This window comes from Hyphomonas sp. BRH_c22 (assembly GCF_000961795.1).
Taxonomy (GTDB): Bacteria; Pseudomonadota; Alphaproteobacteria; order Caulobacterales; family Hyphomonadaceae; genus Hyphomonas.
The window spans coordinates 24,029-38,087 of record NZ_LADU01000012.1 but is presented as its reverse complement, the minus strand read 5'-3'; the positions used below and the strand labels follow the sequence as shown (position 1 = coordinate 38,087).

Genomic DNA, 14,059 nt, shown 5'->3' with positions numbered 1-14,059 from the left:
GCGCGAAGCATGGTCGGTCACGGTCAACGGGTAACAGTAGGCCTGATTACCGAGACGGAACTCTCCCTTGAAGTCGACACACCAGAGGGCATTGGGAACCGATCCGGATGAAAGGGAGGTTCCCAATGCCCTCTGGCGCCTCTTGCCTGCCCGCTTCACAAGGCCGTAGCGGTCAAGGACAGCATGAATGGTCGAGCGGGCGGGAATGCGCACGTCACCTGCCAGGCGCCGCACCAGGAGCTCCCTGATCTTGCGGGCGCCCCAGTGGGGCTTGTCCTTTTTGGCATCGATGATCGCCCGCTCGATGGGCACCGGCAGCTGGTTGGCATACCGCACCGGCCGTCGGGAGCGATCCTCAAGGGCAATCAGCCCCTCTTCCTTGTAACGATTGAAGATCTTGTAGCCGGTCTTGCGCGAAATTCCGAACTCCCGGCAAAGATCCGTCATCGATTCACCCTCCAGCCGGCGGGCGACAAAGCGCAGTCTCTCGTCCATTTTCGATTGTTCCTTCCATGGCATCGTAACCTCCCGCCAAAGCGGAAAGTGTTACCCATGTGTCCGGTACAATCTGTCACCTATGTCTCGAGCCGCTCATTGGATTAGCTGGTTACCGGTAAAAATCGCAAAGCGTCTTCACCAGCTCGCTGCCAATGCCACCGCTGCAGCGATAATAGATCGTCTGGGCATCGCGCCGCGATTCGACCAGCCCGGCAGCCCGCAGCTTCGCGAGGTGTTGGGACACAGCTGACGGTGACTGGTTCGTGAGTTCGGCCAGCTGATTGACCGGCATTTCGCTGTCATTGAGTGCGCACAGCACTTTCAGCCGTGTGTCGCTGGCCATGGCTTTCAAAATCCCGGTGGCTTCGGTCACCCTTTCCGACATCAGGTTGAATGCTTCGGGAGTTGTCGATTTTGTGCGTGACATCACGTCGAGGCTTCCTTCAAAAGCGCGGAATTGTCATCCACAGACGGGGGCACGCCGGCTGGAGTCCAGTCCGGCCCTCTGAGGGCTATGTAGATCGCCGGAATCACCAGCACGGTGAGGGCCGTTGACGAAGCCAGTCCGAAGAGGAGCGATATCGCCAATCCCTGGAAAATCGGGTCAGTCAGGATCACGGAGGCGCCGATCATGGCGGCGAGCGCCGTCAGGACAATCGGCTTGAACCGTATGGCGCCAGCGTCAAGCAATACATCCCTCAGCGGGGTGTCAGCGTCTTGACGGTGGCGCACGAAATCCACCAGCAGGATCGAATTTCGCACGATAATGCCTGCCAATGCGATGAATCCGATCATCGATGTCGCTGTAAACGCCGCCCCGAATATCCAGTGTCCGATCATGATTCCGATCAAAGTCAGAGGAACTGGCGTCAGGATGATGAGGGGAACCCGGAACGTTCCGAATTGGCCCACAACGAGGATGTAGATCCCTACAAGGGCCACGCCAAACGCCAGACCCATGTCGCGGAAAGTCACATAGGTGATCTCCCATTCTCCATCCCACAACAGGGTCGGCCGTGTCTCGTCCTCTGGCTGACCATACATGCGGACGGTTGGCTTGATCAGTCCAGCAGCCGCCCAATCAAAGGCATCCATACGATCCTGGATATCGAACATCCCATAGATCGGCGCCTCGAATCGGCCCGCCAGTTCTCCCATCACCATATCCGTGAAATGGCCATCACGGCGGAACACGATCGGAGAGCCCTGCTCTTCGGACACATTGACGAGCGCACCCAGTTCGATCGGAGAGGCGCCTGCCCCTGCCAGCCGGCGCGGTACCGGGATTGCCGCAGTCTCCTGTGACCAGATGCGTTCGGACTTAGGCAGCCGAATTCGGATGTCGAGCGGATTACGCCCCTCGCCGCGCGGGCTCACTCCGGCTGTCTGACCCGCAAAGGTCAGCGCGATCGTGTCGAGAATGTCCTGCTGCATCACGCCATAGTCGGCGGCTTGCGGCTCGTTGATCGCGATCATCATCCTTGGCTGTGGGTCGCCGATGGAATCGTCGACATCGACAATGAAGTCCGTCTCTTCGAAAAGCTGGCGCACGATACCCGCTGTTTGCCGGCGTGTTTCCGGATCCGGTCCGTAGATTTCAGCCATCAGCGTGGCAATGACGGGCGGACCAGGCGGTACTTCAACCACCTTGGCACTCGCGCCAACGGGAAGCACCAAGCCTTGCATGCGGCTGCGAATATCGAGGGCAATGGCATGGCTGGCGCGTTTGCGATGGGATTTTTCAGACAGGTTGACCTGCAAATCACCGAGCTCCGGTGCATTCCGGAGAAAATAGTGGCGAACCAGGCCGTTGAAGTTGAAGGGCGCAGCAGTGCCTGCATAGGCCTGAATCGTTTGGACTTCCGGCACATCGCGTATCAGGTCAGCGATTGCGAAAAGTGTGCGCTCGGTGTCTTCGACGGAAGCGCCTTCCGGAAGGTCCAGAACAATCTGGATCTCCGACTTGTTATCGAATGGCAGCAATTTGACCGTAACGGCTTGGGTGGCGAAAAGACTGACAGATAGCAGGGTTGCGACACCCACCACGCCAAGGAAAATCCAGGAATTTCGCCTGGAAGCTACAACCGGAGCAGCGACACGCCGATAGAACCGGCTGAGCCGCGTTTCGCCCTCTTCATGACCCGCAGCATGTTCTGTGGCCTTCACACCACCTGCTATGCGCATCAGCAACCAGGGCGCGATTCCGACTGCAACGAAGAATGAAAACAGCATTGCGGCCGACGCATTGGCTGGGATCGGCGCCATGTACGGCCCCATCAATCCCGACACGAACATCATCGGCAAGAGTGCGGCAATGACGGTCAATGTCGCGATCACTGTTGGGTTGCCGACTTCAGAGACCGCATTGATGGCCGCTTCAACCCGGGTGCGCCCGTCATTCATCGCCCAATGGCGCGCAATATTCTCAATCATGACGATCGCGTCGTCGACCAGAATGCCAATCGAGAAGATCAGTGCAAACAGGCTGACGCGGTTGATCGTGTATCCCATCATCATGGATGCAAACAGTGTCAGCAAGATTGTTGTCGGAATGACGATCAGCGTGACCAGCGCTTCGCGCCAGCCGATCGCGAAGGCGATGAGGATGACGATCGACACGGTCGCCAGACCCAGATGGTAAAGGAGTTCATTGGCCTTGTGGTTGGCGGTTTCGCCGTAATTGCGCGTCACTTCCAGTCGCACGCCTTCCGGAACGAGGGCGCCTTGCAAGCTTTCAGCGCGCGCAAGGATGGCCTCTGCCACTTTCACGGCGTTGGCACCGGGGCGCTTGGCCAGCGAAACGGTCACGGCCGGAATGGCAACGAACCCGTCCTCCTTGCGGTCAAGCGTCCACACTCTGGATTCGGTCTCGGCTCCCGTGACGCGTATGGTTGCCACATCTGAGAGATAGACCGTGCGTCCGTCCGCACCGCGGAGTTCCAGGCGCTCGAGCTCGCTGAGTGCATTGATCCGGTCACCCGCCTGCACAATCAGGGATTCTCCATCCCGTCGCGCAGTGCCAACCGGTTTGACATTGGCGGCCTGGCCTACCGTTTCGACCAGGGTCTGCAACGGCACGCCATAAGCAGCCATGGCGTGGATATCAGGCTCCACCCGCATCTCGAGCGGACGACCCCCGACGACGCTGGTCAGACCGACATCATCGACCTTGATCAACTCCTTCTGGAGTTCTTCAGCGAGCATCCGAAGGGCTGTGTCGTTCCAGACGTCACCGGTCCAGGGTTCCGGCGAAAGCGTCAGCGTCACGATCGGCACATCATTGATGCCCCGGCCAACCACCAGCGGCATCGGCACGCCTGTGGGTATCCTGTCGAGGTTCGCCCTGATCTTTTCGTGGACGCGGAGTATGGCATCGTCAGCGTCCGTGCCGACATCAAACCGCGCAGTCACCAAGGCGCCATCATCGCGGCTTTGCGAGTAGACATGTTCGACATCCGGTATCGCCTTGATGATTTCCTCAAGCGGTTCCGTCACTTGCTCCACGACATCTGGCGCCCGCAGCCCGGGCGCTTCGATAATCATGTCGACCATCGGAACCGAAATCTGCGGTTCCTCCTCGCGCGGAATGGTCATCAGCGCGATTAGTCCGACTGCGAGCGCCGTAAGCAGGAATAGTGGTGTGAGTGGCGAACGGATTGTCGCCCGGGTGATCGAACCTGAGAGATCGGGTTTCATGGTCCCTACTCCGGCTTTTCGATCTGGTCGCCGCTCTTCAATCCGGAAAGCACCTCGTATTGGCCGGCATCATTCGGCAGGGGCGCTGACAGAGCCACTGGCGCATCAACGAATCGCTCTCCCACCTTCACGCGAATGAAATCCACGCCATACCGGGTCGACACGAAATCTGCCGGCACAAGCATGGCCCGGCGTTCACCGACAGGCGCCAGCACGTCTACACGTTCGCCGACCAGGGCCTCCAAACCACCTTGTACGACAGCATCCGCCACCACGGCACCATCCCTGAGCTCGGGATACACTTTCATGATCGTGGCCGTGCGCACTTCGCCTCCGCGAGCGGGAAGACGCAAGGCGACTGTCTCCCCTTCTGCCATTTCCGAAGCATGACGCTCAGGCAGGGAAAGCCGGACGACGCCTTCAAGGGTTGCGAAACTGGCGATGACCTCGCCGGGAGAAATGATTGAACCGGCCACGACCTTGACCGAAGTGACTTTTGCATCTGCTGGAGCAAGAATGCGGCCCTCCGCTTTCCTCGCCGCGAGGGCTCGCCGCTCCGCTTCTGCCGAGGTAAGGCTGCGCTGCATGACGTCGAGTGTCGTACGTTCACTTTCCAGTCTGGCCTTCGGATAGAACCCCTGTTTTTCCAGGGCTTCAGCGCGCGCGATGTCGTCCTGATTCTGCTTGATTTGGGATCTCATGCCGCCGATCCGTGCATCCAGTGCTGCAAGTTGCGGGTCGAGCGTTGCATCTGTCACCAGCGCCACCAGGTCGCCCGCTTTCACCACATCGCCTTCATCAACCAGCAGCCTCGTGACAACGCCCTGCAGCCGCGACCGTGCTGTCGCGGTATCGCCTGCTTCGACTCTCGCAACCACGGGCCGGAAATCGACAATCACGGATTCTTCGACAGTCATCACTTGCGCAGTCGCCTGCACAGCGAACGCAACGCTCGCGGCAAAAATCGCCAGAGCCGATGTTACATTAGTAATGCCCATTATCGACCACCCGGCCTGTTGCTGGATCAATATGGGCGCATGGCAGGCCCTGCTGCTTCCACGCAGCAATGCCACCCGCCATATGGGCGGCGTCCGCTCCCGTGGTTGCCAGATAGGTGTCGAGTGCATTGCGGGAACGCTTGCCCGATCCGCATTGGAATATGACCCGGCGGGACCCGTCAGTCGGCAGCGCCTTTGGTTCAAATGTCGATAGGGGCATCAGTACCGCACCGTGAATTCGCTGGTTGGCAAATTCCGCAGGCTCCCGGACGTCCACCAGCAAGACCCGACCAGCTTTCAGGTCTTCGAAAATCGTGGCTGGTGCAATGTCTCGCTCGTCGGTCATGGGTGCCCCTCTTCCGGAAATGGTACCGCGCAATGTGCGCAACAGTGGAAAGGATAGTTTCATAGCTGGCAGGCCCCTATCCGTACAATTGCGTATTTAAGAGAACGCTAATATATTCGACCTTCTCTTATAAGACAAAGGAGAGGTCAATGGCACGCGTGGTAATTCTTGGAGCGGGTCTGGGCGGCGTCATCGCGGCCTACGATATCCGCAAGACAATCCCCCGGCAGGACGAAGTCATCGTCATCAACGAGAATGATTTCTATCAATTCGTCCCTTCCAACCCGTGGATCCTTGTAGGTTGGCGGGAACGTAAAGACATTCTGGTCGATCTTGCGAAACCCATGAAGAAACGCCGGGTAGAACTCATTGTCGGTGCCGCGAAAAAGGTCGATCCGAAGGGCAAGGCCGTGCTGATGGAGGACGGAACCTCCGTCCCTTACGATTATCTTGTCATCGCCACCGGTCCGGAACTTGCCTTCGATGAAATTGAAGGCCTGGGACCAAAAGGCTTCACCCAGTCGGTTTGCCACATTGATCATGCCCAAGCGGGATATGCCGCCTTCGAGGCGCTGTGCGATGAACCGGGACCTGTCGTCGTTGGTGCCGTGCAGGGGGCTTCATGTTTTGGGCCCGCTTACGAAACGGCGATGATTATTGAAACCGAATTGCGCAAGCGAAAGATTCGCGACCGTGTTCCGATGACTTTCGTCACGTCAGAACCCTATATCGGGCATCTTGGTCTTGATGGTGTCGGAGACACGAAAGGCCTCCTTGAGAGCGAAATGCGCGATCGCCACATCAAGTGGATCACGAATGCCCGGGTGAAGAAGGTCGAGGCCACCCGCATGCTGGTCGAGGAACTGAACGAGGACGGCTCGGTCAAGACCGAACACGATCTGCCGATGAAGTTCTCGATGATGCTTCCGGCTTTTCGCGGAGTCTCAGCCGTTCGTGACATCGACGGCCTCGTGAACCCCAAGGGCTTCATTCTCACCGACAAGCACCAGCGCAACCCGACCTATCCGGATATTTTCGGGCTCGGCGTGTGCATAGCCATTCCCCCGGTGGGAAAGACACCTGTTCCAGTAGGCGTTCCAAAGACAGGATTCATGATCGAATCCATGGTGAATGCTGTCGCTGAAAACATTGCCGCATTGCGCAAGGGTGAGCAGCCGACACACGAAGCGACCTGGAATGCGATCTGTATTGCTGATTTCGGCGATGGCGGTGTCGCGTTTATCGCTCAGCCCCAAATTCCTCCGCGCAATGTCAATTGGTCGGTATCCGGTGGATGGGTCCACACGGCCAAGGTCGCATTTGAAAAATACTTCCTGCGCAAGGTCCGAACCGGGCATGCCGAGACCTTCTACGAAAATGCGGCGCTGGCTCTGTTGAAGACCCACAAGATCAAGGACTGAGAGATATTGCCATGTCGACTGAGGTCAGCCCGACTGTAACCATCATGTGCCACCAGTGCGGGGCACTCAACCGCGCCCCCGGCGGCCGGGCGCTTTCCTCCGGGAAATGTGGAAAGTGTTCGGCTTCGCTTTCCACACCGCACCCGGTAGACATTGATGGCGCAAAACTCGCCCGCCTTCAGGCGCATGACAAGGGGGCCTTCATCGTCGATGTCTGGGCGCCGTGGTGCGGGCCGTGCCGCATGATGGCGCCAGCCTATGAGGCCGCGGCGGCCACCTTTGTCGACCAGGCCCGCCTGTTCAAGCTGAACTCGGATGAAAACCAGGCCAGCGCCGCCAGTCTCGGGATCAGGGGCGTGCCGACCCTGATTGCCTATCGGGGCGGCCGGCAAGTCGCCCACCAGTCAGGCGCCCAGACAGGCCCCGCCCTCAATCGCTGGATCTCGTCCGCGATATCCAAAACCTGAAGTAACGCAACCAACACGAAGAGGATAAACACCATGAACATTGATCGCGCAGTATTCGCCTTTGCCGGCATCGTCGTACTCATTGGCCTCGGCCTCGGCTATTTCATGTCACCATGGTGGTTCCTGCTACCTGCCTTTGCCGGCTTGAACATGCTGCAGGCGGCATTCACCGGGTTCTGTCCCGCCGCGATGGTTTTCAAGGCGCTGGGTCTTAATCCGGGGAACGCCTTCCGATAGCAAGCCGCACCCTTTATTGGTCGCCTCACGACAAGCGCTTCGCCGCGAAAGCCCGGAAACTCGTGCCGAATTGACGATTCTGCAGGCGGGTTTTTCAGGCACCGCTGAAAACTTGCGCAGGGCCATCGCCACGGGAAGCGACGGCACCTACCCCCTTGCAAGTCTGCGAAAATTCGTGCGACGTCAAACCCATGGGCGATCAGCCAATCTTTTTTGACGAAATGAAACGCGCCGATGGTACGGCGCGGCCACCATATGCCGACTATTGCGAGTGGCTGGATACCGTGAAGCTGAGCGACCTTCGCAAGAAGTCCCGCGAGGCAGAAATATTCTTTCGCCGGACAGGCATCACGTTCAACGTCTACGGCCAGAAGGATGCCGACGAGCGCCTGATTCCGTTCGACCTGGTGCCCCGCATTATCGACGGCAAGGAATGGCGCCTTCTCGTGAGAGGCATCGAACAGCGTGTTCGCGCCATAAATGCCTTCCTCCACGACATCTATCACCGTCAGGAAATTATCCGCGCCGGACGCATTCCCGAGCACCTCATCGCCCAGAATGAAGCCTTCCTGCCCCAGATGATTGGCGTGACGCCGCCAGGCGGCGTCTACACGCATATCGTCGGAACAGATCTCGTGCGGACGGGGGCGAACGAGTTCTTCGTTCTCGAAGACAATGCCAGAACGCCGTCCGGGGTCTCCTACATGCTGGAGAACCGGGAGACGATGCTGAAGATGTTTCCTGAACTCTTCTCGCGGATAAAGGTCCAGCCGATCAGCAACTACCCGTCGCTTCTGCGCCGGTCTCTCGGCAAGTGCGCACCCGATCGCTGCACAGGCAGTCCGACGGTCGCGGTGCTCACCCCCGGCCTTCACAATTCGGCCTATTTCGAGCACGCTTTCCTCGCCGATCAGATGGGTGCCGAACTTGTCGAAGGGCATGATTTGCGCGTCGTGGATGGCCGCGTCGCCATGCGCACGACACAAGGTTACCAGCCAGTTGACGTCCTCTATCGCCGCATCGATGACGAATATATCGACCCGCTCAACTTCAACCGGCAATCGCTCCTTGGCGTTCCGGGGATCATGGACGTCTACCGCTCGGGGGGAATCACGCTTGCAAATGCGCCGGGTACTGGCATCGCTGATGACAAGGCGATCTACTCATACATGCCTGACATTGTGGAGTTTTACACCGGCCAGACGTCGATCCTGAAGAACGTGCCGACGCACAGGTGCGCTGAGCCTGATGCATTAAAGTACGTCCTGGAAAACCTGGACGAACTCGTGGTGAAGGAAGTCCATGGCTCCGGCGGTTACGGAATGCTCGTCGGTCCCGCGGCCAGCAAGCGGGAACTGGCAGCATTTCGCGCCAAGCTCGAGGCCAATCCTTCAAATTATATCGCCCAGCCTACGCTCGCGCTTTCAACCGTTCCCGTCCTCGCCCGCGATGGTTTGGCCCCGCGGCATGTTGATCTCAGACCCTACGTTCTGGTTTCGCCTGATAGCATCGATATCACACCCGGCGGCCTGACGCGCGTAGCCATGAAGGCAGGTTCACTGGTCGTGAACTCCAGCCAGGGTGGAGGCACCAAGGACACCTGGGTGCTGGAGGAATGACCTCATGCTAGGCAAGACCGCAGGCGGGCTGCTCTGGTTGTCCAGGTATCTTGAACGCAGCGAAAACACCGCGCGTCTCGTCGAGGCAGGGTTTCGCATGGCGCTGACCCGCGCGGCGGCTGGTGAGGATGAATGGGCGTCTGTCCTCACGACCGTTGGCTGCCTTGATGCCTATTATGCCCGTCACGACACGATTTCTCCAAATGCTGCCGTCGACTTCCTTTTGCGGGACAAGACCAATCCCTTGAGTGTCTATTCCGTCATGCGCGCCGCGCGGGACAATGCGCGAGCGACGCGAACCGCGCTGACCCGAGAGGTCTGGGAAGCGGTCAATGACGGCTGGATGCAGCTCAAGGAGATGCTGAAGAGGCCGGTATCGCAAGCGGAACTTCCCAAGGTTCTGACAGCCGTCCGTCAACTGAGCGCTTTGGTGCGCGGCGCACTTCAGGGGACGATGCTGCGCAATGATATATTCAGTTTCTCCCGCATCGGATCTCTGATTGAGCGCGCCGACAACACCGCCCGCATTCTTGACGTAAAGTATTATGTCCTCCTGCCGACCGGCGCGTCCGTCGGCTCTTCGCTGGACAATGTTCAGTGGGAAATGATCCTGCGCTCGGCATCAGCAGACAAGTCGTTCCATTGGCTCTACCCCGGTAATGCCAACCCGAAAGCCATCGCTGAATTCCTGATCCTCGATGCCCGCATGCCGCGCTCGCTCGCCTATTGTTATGACGAACTGGTTGGCCATCTTGCTGCGCTCGAATCCGAATACGGTGATCGCAGGCCATGTCATGATCTTGTGGCAAGCTTGGAGGCGAGCCTGACAGGGCGGTCAATTGATGACATCATCGACTTCGGCCTCCATGAATTCATCCGCGAATTCCTGCGGGCCAACGCCGCACTCGCGGCGCAAATAGAAACTGATTACAGGTTCTACGAATAGTCATGCGACTGCACATCAACCACAAGACGCACTATGCCTATGACCAGCCGGTTCCCTACGCGCTGCAGCAAGTCCGCCTGACCCCCAAATCAGGGCGATGCCAGGCCGTCGTGAATTGGGATATCGGCATTGATGGCGGCCGCGTAGAGTGCGCTTTCGACGATCAGCACGGTAACAGGGTCCACCTGGTCAGTCTGGATGGCGGTCAGACCGAAATTACGATTACGTGTTCGGGTGATATCGATACAATCGCGACAGCGGGTGTCACAGGGCCCCATAGTGGTTATACGCCACTCTGGTATTTCAAGCGTCAAACCGCGCTGACCCAGCCGGGCAAGCTTATACGAAAGCTCGCCAGCGACCTGAAGGAAAATCCCGACCCTATCGCGCGCCTTCACGAACTGTCAGCCTCGATCCGGGAGGCGGTTGTTTACGAAACCGACCGCACCGATTCGGGTACCACTGCCGAAGAGGCCCTGCGCGCCGGACATGGTGTCTGCCAGGATCACGCCCATGCGTTCGTAAGCGCAGCGCGCCTCCTCAACTATCCCGCCCGATATGTGAGCGGCTACTTGATGATGGACGACCGCGTCTTCCAGGAAGCCAGCCATGCTTGGGCGGAAGCGCATGTTCCTGATCTCGGCTGGGTCGGGTTCGACGTGTCGAATGTTATCTCGCCCGACGAACGCTACGTCAGAATCGCGACGGGACTCGATTATGACGAAGCCGCGCCGATCTCGGGCATTGTCTTCGGTGACAGCAAGGAATCCCTGCTTGTGTCCCTTCAGGTCCAGCAGTAACGCTGGTCGGTTCAACAAGGGAATTCATGGAAACTGCATGACTTACTGTGTCGCGCTTCGTCTCGATAAAGGCCTGTTATTCATGTCGGACACCCGGACCAATGCGGGCGTCGATAATATTTCCACATTCCGCAAGATGTTCACCTGGTCCGTCGAAGGTGACCGTGTAATCACGATCATGACCGCTGGAAACCTGGCAACGACTCAGGCTGTCATCAGCTTGCTTGACGAACGATCCGTGATACCCGCAGAGCGCAAGCAGACGCTTCTGGCAGCGCCGACCCTCTTCCAGGTCGCCCGCCTCGTGGGCGACACGCTGAAAGAAGTCATCCACACGCAGGCAGAAGAGGGCCAGTCGGCGGAAAGCACGTTCGGCGCCACGCTGATTGTCGGCGGTCAGATCAGGGGCATGGAGCCACGGCTCTTCCTGGTCTACCCCGAGGGCAATTTCATCGAGGCGAGCGATGAAACCCCCTTCTTTCAAGCGGGCGAGACCAAATACGGCCGGCCAATCATCCTGCGTGCCTTTGACCCTGCCATGAGCTTCGAGGATGCGATCAAGCTCCTCTATGTGTCCTTTGACTCCACACTCAAGGCCAATCTGGCCGTCGGGATGCCTCTGGACATGCATGCCTACCGTGCGGGCAGTTTCGAGACCGGCATTCAGCGCCGGGTGCCATCGGACGACCCATACTTCCGAGCCATCTCCTCTGGTTGGGGTGAGGCACTCAAGGCCGCCATCGACAAGCTTCCGAATTTCAGTTTCTAAGCCTTCAAAAAGAGGGACATTTCGGCCCGCTGTCCCGACGTCAGGTCCGGAATGGCCCCTGACTCCCCCTTCCCTTTTGCCCCCGCAGAGTCCAACCTTGCCCACAAGAATATGGATGGTCTGAGAAGAGGTTGAAGGCATGCTGGAAGGTCTGAAAGTCGTTGAATACGCCACCTATATGGCCGCGCCGGGCGCAGGGTGTATTCTCGCAGACTGGGGCGCCGAGGTGATCAAGATCGAGCCACCCGGCGGCGATCCGATCCGCAACTTCTTCCGCTCCATTGGCACCGATTACCAGGACAACCCGGTCTTTGACTTCGACAATCGCGGCAAGAAATCAATCGTCGTCGATACTACCACGCCTGAGGGACAGGAAATCGTCCGCAAGCTGGCCGCTGACGCTGACGTCTTTCTCACCAACGTCCGCCCCGGCGGTCTGAAACGCTCGGGCATGGATCATGACAGCCTCCGCAGCCTCAACCCGAAACTTGTCTATTGTTCCCTCACAGGCTACGGCCTCGAAGGCCCCGACGCAGACCGGCCCGGCTTTGACATTGCCAGCTTCTGGAGCCGGACAGGTGTCGCCCGTTTGACCATTCCCAAGGGCCAGGATCCCTTCGCACTGCGCACCGCTTTTGGCGATCACACGACGTCGATGTCCGCCGCGGCGGGTATCTGCGCCGCTCTGGTGGAAGCCCAGCGCACCGGCAAGGGCCGCCTCGTCGAGGCATCCCTGTTCCGGACTGGTCTCTATGCAATGGGATCGGATTTTGCGATCCAGCTTTTCTTCGGACGCATTGCATCGACCAAGGGCCGTACCGAGCAAATCGTCCCATTATCGAATTTCTACAAGACTGCAGACGATCACTGGATATGCATCGTCGCCCGTCAGGGCGATGTCGACTGGGTCCCCATGTGCAAGGTGATCGACCGCGAGGACCTCGCAACCGACCCGCGCTACGTGACAGCGAAGGGGCGCCGCCAGAATATGGAAGACGTCGTCGCAATCATTGACGAGGGCTTTGCTAAATATACCCGCGAGGAAATATCCGCGCGCCTCGACGCCAATTCCATCGCCTGGGCGCCGGTCCAGACACTCGCCGAAGTTGCACAGGATCCGCAGGCCTTTGCGTCCGGTGCAATTGTGCAGACGCCGAGTGCCAAGGGCGACGGCTCAACCTACCCTGCCCCGGCCTCACCCGTCCGGTTTCCCGGCGCGGATGACGGCCCCAAGGGGCCATCTCCAAGGATGGGCCAGCATACGAGGGAGGTCCTGGCGTCGCTCGGAATCACCGAAGCCGATATTCAGGCCATGTATGATTCGTCAGTCGTCGCGTGATTGTCGCAGGCGGCAGGGCGGATCAGAATTCATCCTGCCGCGCTTTGACCATATGGACCAGATACTCCGACAAGACCTTGATCCGCGCCAGATCAGCCAGGTCCTCATGTACGGCCAGCCAGAAGGACCGGTTTACCTCGATGGCATCCGTCAGGATCGGTACAAGATCGGCGTGCCGGTTCGCAATGAATTTCGGCAGGATGCACAGTCCGGAACCCGCCCGCGTCATCTCCAGCTGGGCAATGATGCTCGGGCTGGAAAGCCCCGGGTGCAGTCCCGGCAGGACTTCGTCGAAGTAGCGCAACTGGGGCGAATAGATCAGGTCGTCCACATAGCCGATCAGCCTGTGGTCGCTTAGGGCATCGACGGTGATGATAGGTCCCCTCGAAGCAAGGTATTCACGGCTGGCATAGAGTCGTAGCGAATAATCCGTCAGTTTGCGCACCTTCATCCGGCCCGCCTTTGGCCGGGTCAGCAGCACAGACATGTCGGCTTCGCGTTTCGGAACACTGACCAGGCCTGAAAGTGCGATCAGGTCGATTTCGATCCCCGGCCACTCCTTGACGAACTGCGCCAGAATGGGCGCGATGAAGGCCGTGCCGAACCCTTCTGTGGCACCCAGCCTGACCTTCCCGACGAGTGACCGCCCGCCTTCACCCGTATCGCCAATGCCAAGTGTGATCGCTTCCATCGCTTCAGCGCGCTCCGCAAGGGCTTCGCCTTCAGGCGTGAGTACATGTCCCCTGCGCGTTCGCTCGAACAGGGTCTGGCCAACATCCGCCTCCAGCCGACGCAACCGGCGGCTGAGCGTCGTCGGATCCTGATGCAGGACAGCGCCTGCCAGATCCAGCTTCTGTTGGCGGCTCACCACCAGGAACAGCTTCAGGTCATCCCAGTTCATTCCAGTCAACCTGCAAAAACAC

The 14,059-nt window shown here is 59.0% G+C and carries 14 protein-coding genes; 8 read left to right on the top strand and 6 right to left on the bottom strand.

The window, feature by feature from the left end; all coding sequences use genetic code 11:
• The 5 genes from VR74_RS02045 to VR74_RS02025 all read right to left on the bottom strand — a co-directional run.
• Positions 1–519: helix-turn-helix domain-containing protein (locus tag VR74_RS02045; RefSeq protein ID WP_045693975.1), on the bottom strand; the 519-nt coding region annotated here is incomplete at its 3' end.
• A gap of 88 nt (positions 520–607) precedes the next feature.
• Positions 608–925 carry a metalloregulator ArsR/SmtB family transcription factor gene (locus VR74_RS02040; protein ID WP_045693968.1) on the bottom strand — a complete coding sequence of 106 codons (318 nt, stop codon included), beginning with the start codon at positions 923–925 and terminating at the stop codon, positions 608–610.
• Positions 925–4,194: an efflux RND transporter permease subunit gene (locus VR74_RS02035; protein WP_045693966.1), complete on the bottom strand. Its 3,270-nt coding sequence runs from the start codon at positions 4,192–4,194 to the stop codon at positions 925–927. The genes VR74_RS02040 and VR74_RS02035 overlap by 1 nt, the downstream gene beginning before the upstream one ends.
• Positions 4,195–4,199: 5 nt before the next feature.
• Positions 4,200–5,192 carry an efflux RND transporter periplasmic adaptor subunit gene (locus VR74_RS02030; protein WP_299949359.1) on the bottom strand — a complete coding sequence of 331 codons (993 nt, stop codon included), beginning with the start codon at positions 5,190–5,192 and terminating at the stop codon, positions 4,200–4,202.
• Positions 5,179–5,538, bottom strand: a complete 360-nt coding sequence (locus tag VR74_RS02025; protein ID WP_045693962.1) for a rhodanese-like domain-containing protein — start codon at positions 5,536–5,538, stop codon at positions 5,179–5,181. The genes VR74_RS02030 and VR74_RS02025 overlap by 14 nt, the downstream gene beginning before the upstream one ends.
• Positions 5,539–5,687: 149 nt before the next feature.
• On the opposite strand from VR74_RS02025, the gene VR74_RS02020 reads away from it, so the two are divergent.
• The 8 genes from VR74_RS02020 (at position 5,688) to VR74_RS01985 (ending at position 13,136) form a co-directional block, all read left to right on the top strand.
• Positions 5,688–6,959 (top strand): FAD/NAD(P)-binding oxidoreductase, encoded by a 1,272-nt coding sequence (locus tag VR74_RS02020; RefSeq protein WP_045693960.1) that lies wholly within the window; start codon positions 5,688–5,690, stop codon positions 6,957–6,959.
• Between the two features lie 11 nt (positions 6,960–6,970).
• The gene (locus VR74_RS02015; RefSeq protein WP_045693958.1) at positions 6,971–7,426 is read left to right on the top strand and encodes a thioredoxin domain-containing protein; all 456 of its coding nucleotides are present in this window, start codon (positions 6,971–6,973) and stop codon (positions 7,424–7,426) included.
• Positions 7,427–7,459: 33 nt separating this feature from the next.
• Positions 7,460–7,663 carry a DUF2892 domain-containing protein gene (locus VR74_RS02010; RefSeq protein ID WP_045693956.1) on the top strand — a complete coding sequence of 68 codons (204 nt, stop codon included), beginning with the start codon at positions 7,460–7,462 and terminating at the stop codon, positions 7,661–7,663.
• Between the two features lie 191 nt (positions 7,664–7,854).
• Positions 7,855–9,282, top strand: a complete 1,428-nt coding sequence (locus VR74_RS02005; protein WP_045693954.1) for a circularly permuted type 2 ATP-grasp protein — start codon at positions 7,855–7,857, stop codon at positions 9,280–9,282.
• A 4-nt stretch (positions 9,283–9,286) separates the two neighbouring features.
• Positions 9,287–10,228 (top strand): alpha-E domain-containing protein, encoded by a 942-nt coding sequence (locus VR74_RS02000; RefSeq protein WP_045693952.1) that lies wholly within the window; start codon positions 9,287–9,289, stop codon positions 10,226–10,228.
• Between the two features lie 2 nt (positions 10,229–10,230).
• Positions 10,231–11,028, top strand: a complete 798-nt coding sequence (locus VR74_RS01995) for a transglutaminase family protein (RefSeq protein ID WP_045693950.1) — start codon at positions 10,231–10,233, stop codon at positions 11,026–11,028.
• 37 nt (positions 11,029–11,065) lie between these two features.
• Entirely contained in the window at positions 11,066–11,797 is a 732-nt protein-coding gene (locus VR74_RS01990) for a proteasome-type protease (RefSeq protein WP_045693948.1), read from the top strand.
• Positions 11,798–11,936: 139 nt separating this feature from the next.
• Positions 11,937–13,136: a CaiB/BaiF CoA-transferase family protein gene (locus VR74_RS01985; RefSeq protein ID WP_045693946.1), complete on the top strand. Its 1,200-nt coding sequence runs from the start codon at positions 11,937–11,939 to the stop codon at positions 13,134–13,136.
• Between the two features lie 22 nt (positions 13,137–13,158).
• Here VR74_RS01985 and VR74_RS01980 read toward each other — a convergent pair whose 3' ends face one another.
• Positions 13,159–14,037 (bottom strand): LysR family transcriptional regulator, encoded by an 879-nt coding sequence (locus VR74_RS01980; RefSeq protein ID WP_045693944.1) that lies wholly within the window; start codon positions 14,035–14,037, stop codon positions 13,159–13,161.
• Positions 14,038–14,059: the final 22 nt, after the last annotated feature.

What these genes read in the sequence shown, in the direction of transcription:
- VR74_RS02040 (WP_045693968.1), bottom strand. Translation starts at nt 925, where the DNA reads ATGTCACGCACAAAATCGACAACTCCCGAAGCATTCAACCTGATGTCG.
- VR74_RS02035 (WP_045693966.1), bottom strand. Translation starts at nt 4,194, where the DNA reads ATGAAACCCGATCTCTCAGGTTCGATCACCCGGGCGACAATCCGTTCG.
- VR74_RS02030 (WP_299949359.1), bottom strand. Translation starts at nt 5,192, where the DNA reads ATGGGCATTACTAATGTAACATCGGCTCTGGCGATTTTTGCCGCGAGC.
- VR74_RS02025 (WP_045693962.1), bottom strand. Translation starts at nt 5,538, where the DNA reads ATGACCGACGAGCGAGACATTGCACCAGCCACGATTTTCGAAGACCTG.
- VR74_RS02020 (WP_045693960.1), top strand. Translation starts at nt 5,688, where the DNA reads ATGGCACGCGTGGTAATTCTTGGAGCGGGTCTGGGCGGCGTCATCGCG.
- VR74_RS02015 (WP_045693958.1), top strand. Translation starts at nt 6,971, where the DNA reads ATGTCGACTGAGGTCAGCCCGACTGTAACCATCATGTGCCACCAGTGC.
- VR74_RS02010 (WP_045693956.1), top strand. Translation starts at nt 7,460, where the DNA reads ATGAACATTGATCGCGCAGTATTCGCCTTTGCCGGCATCGTCGTACTC.
- VR74_RS02005 (WP_045693954.1), top strand. Translation starts at nt 7,855, where the DNA reads ATGGGCGATCAGCCAATCTTTTTTGACGAAATGAAACGCGCCGATGGT.
- VR74_RS02000 (WP_045693952.1), top strand. Translation starts at nt 9,287, where the DNA reads ATGCTAGGCAAGACCGCAGGCGGGCTGCTCTGGTTGTCCAGGTATCTT.
- VR74_RS01995 (WP_045693950.1), top strand. Translation starts at nt 10,231, where the DNA reads ATGCGACTGCACATCAACCACAAGACGCACTATGCCTATGACCAGCCG.
- VR74_RS01990 (WP_045693948.1), top strand. Translation starts at nt 11,066, where the DNA reads ATGACTTACTGTGTCGCGCTTCGTCTCGATAAAGGCCTGTTATTCATG.
- VR74_RS01985 (WP_045693946.1), top strand. Translation starts at nt 11,937, where the DNA reads ATGCTGGAAGGTCTGAAAGTCGTTGAATACGCCACCTATATGGCCGCG.
- VR74_RS01980 (WP_045693944.1), bottom strand. Translation starts at nt 14,037, where the DNA reads ATGAACTGGGATGACCTGAAGCTGTTCCTGGTGGTGAGCCGCCAACAG.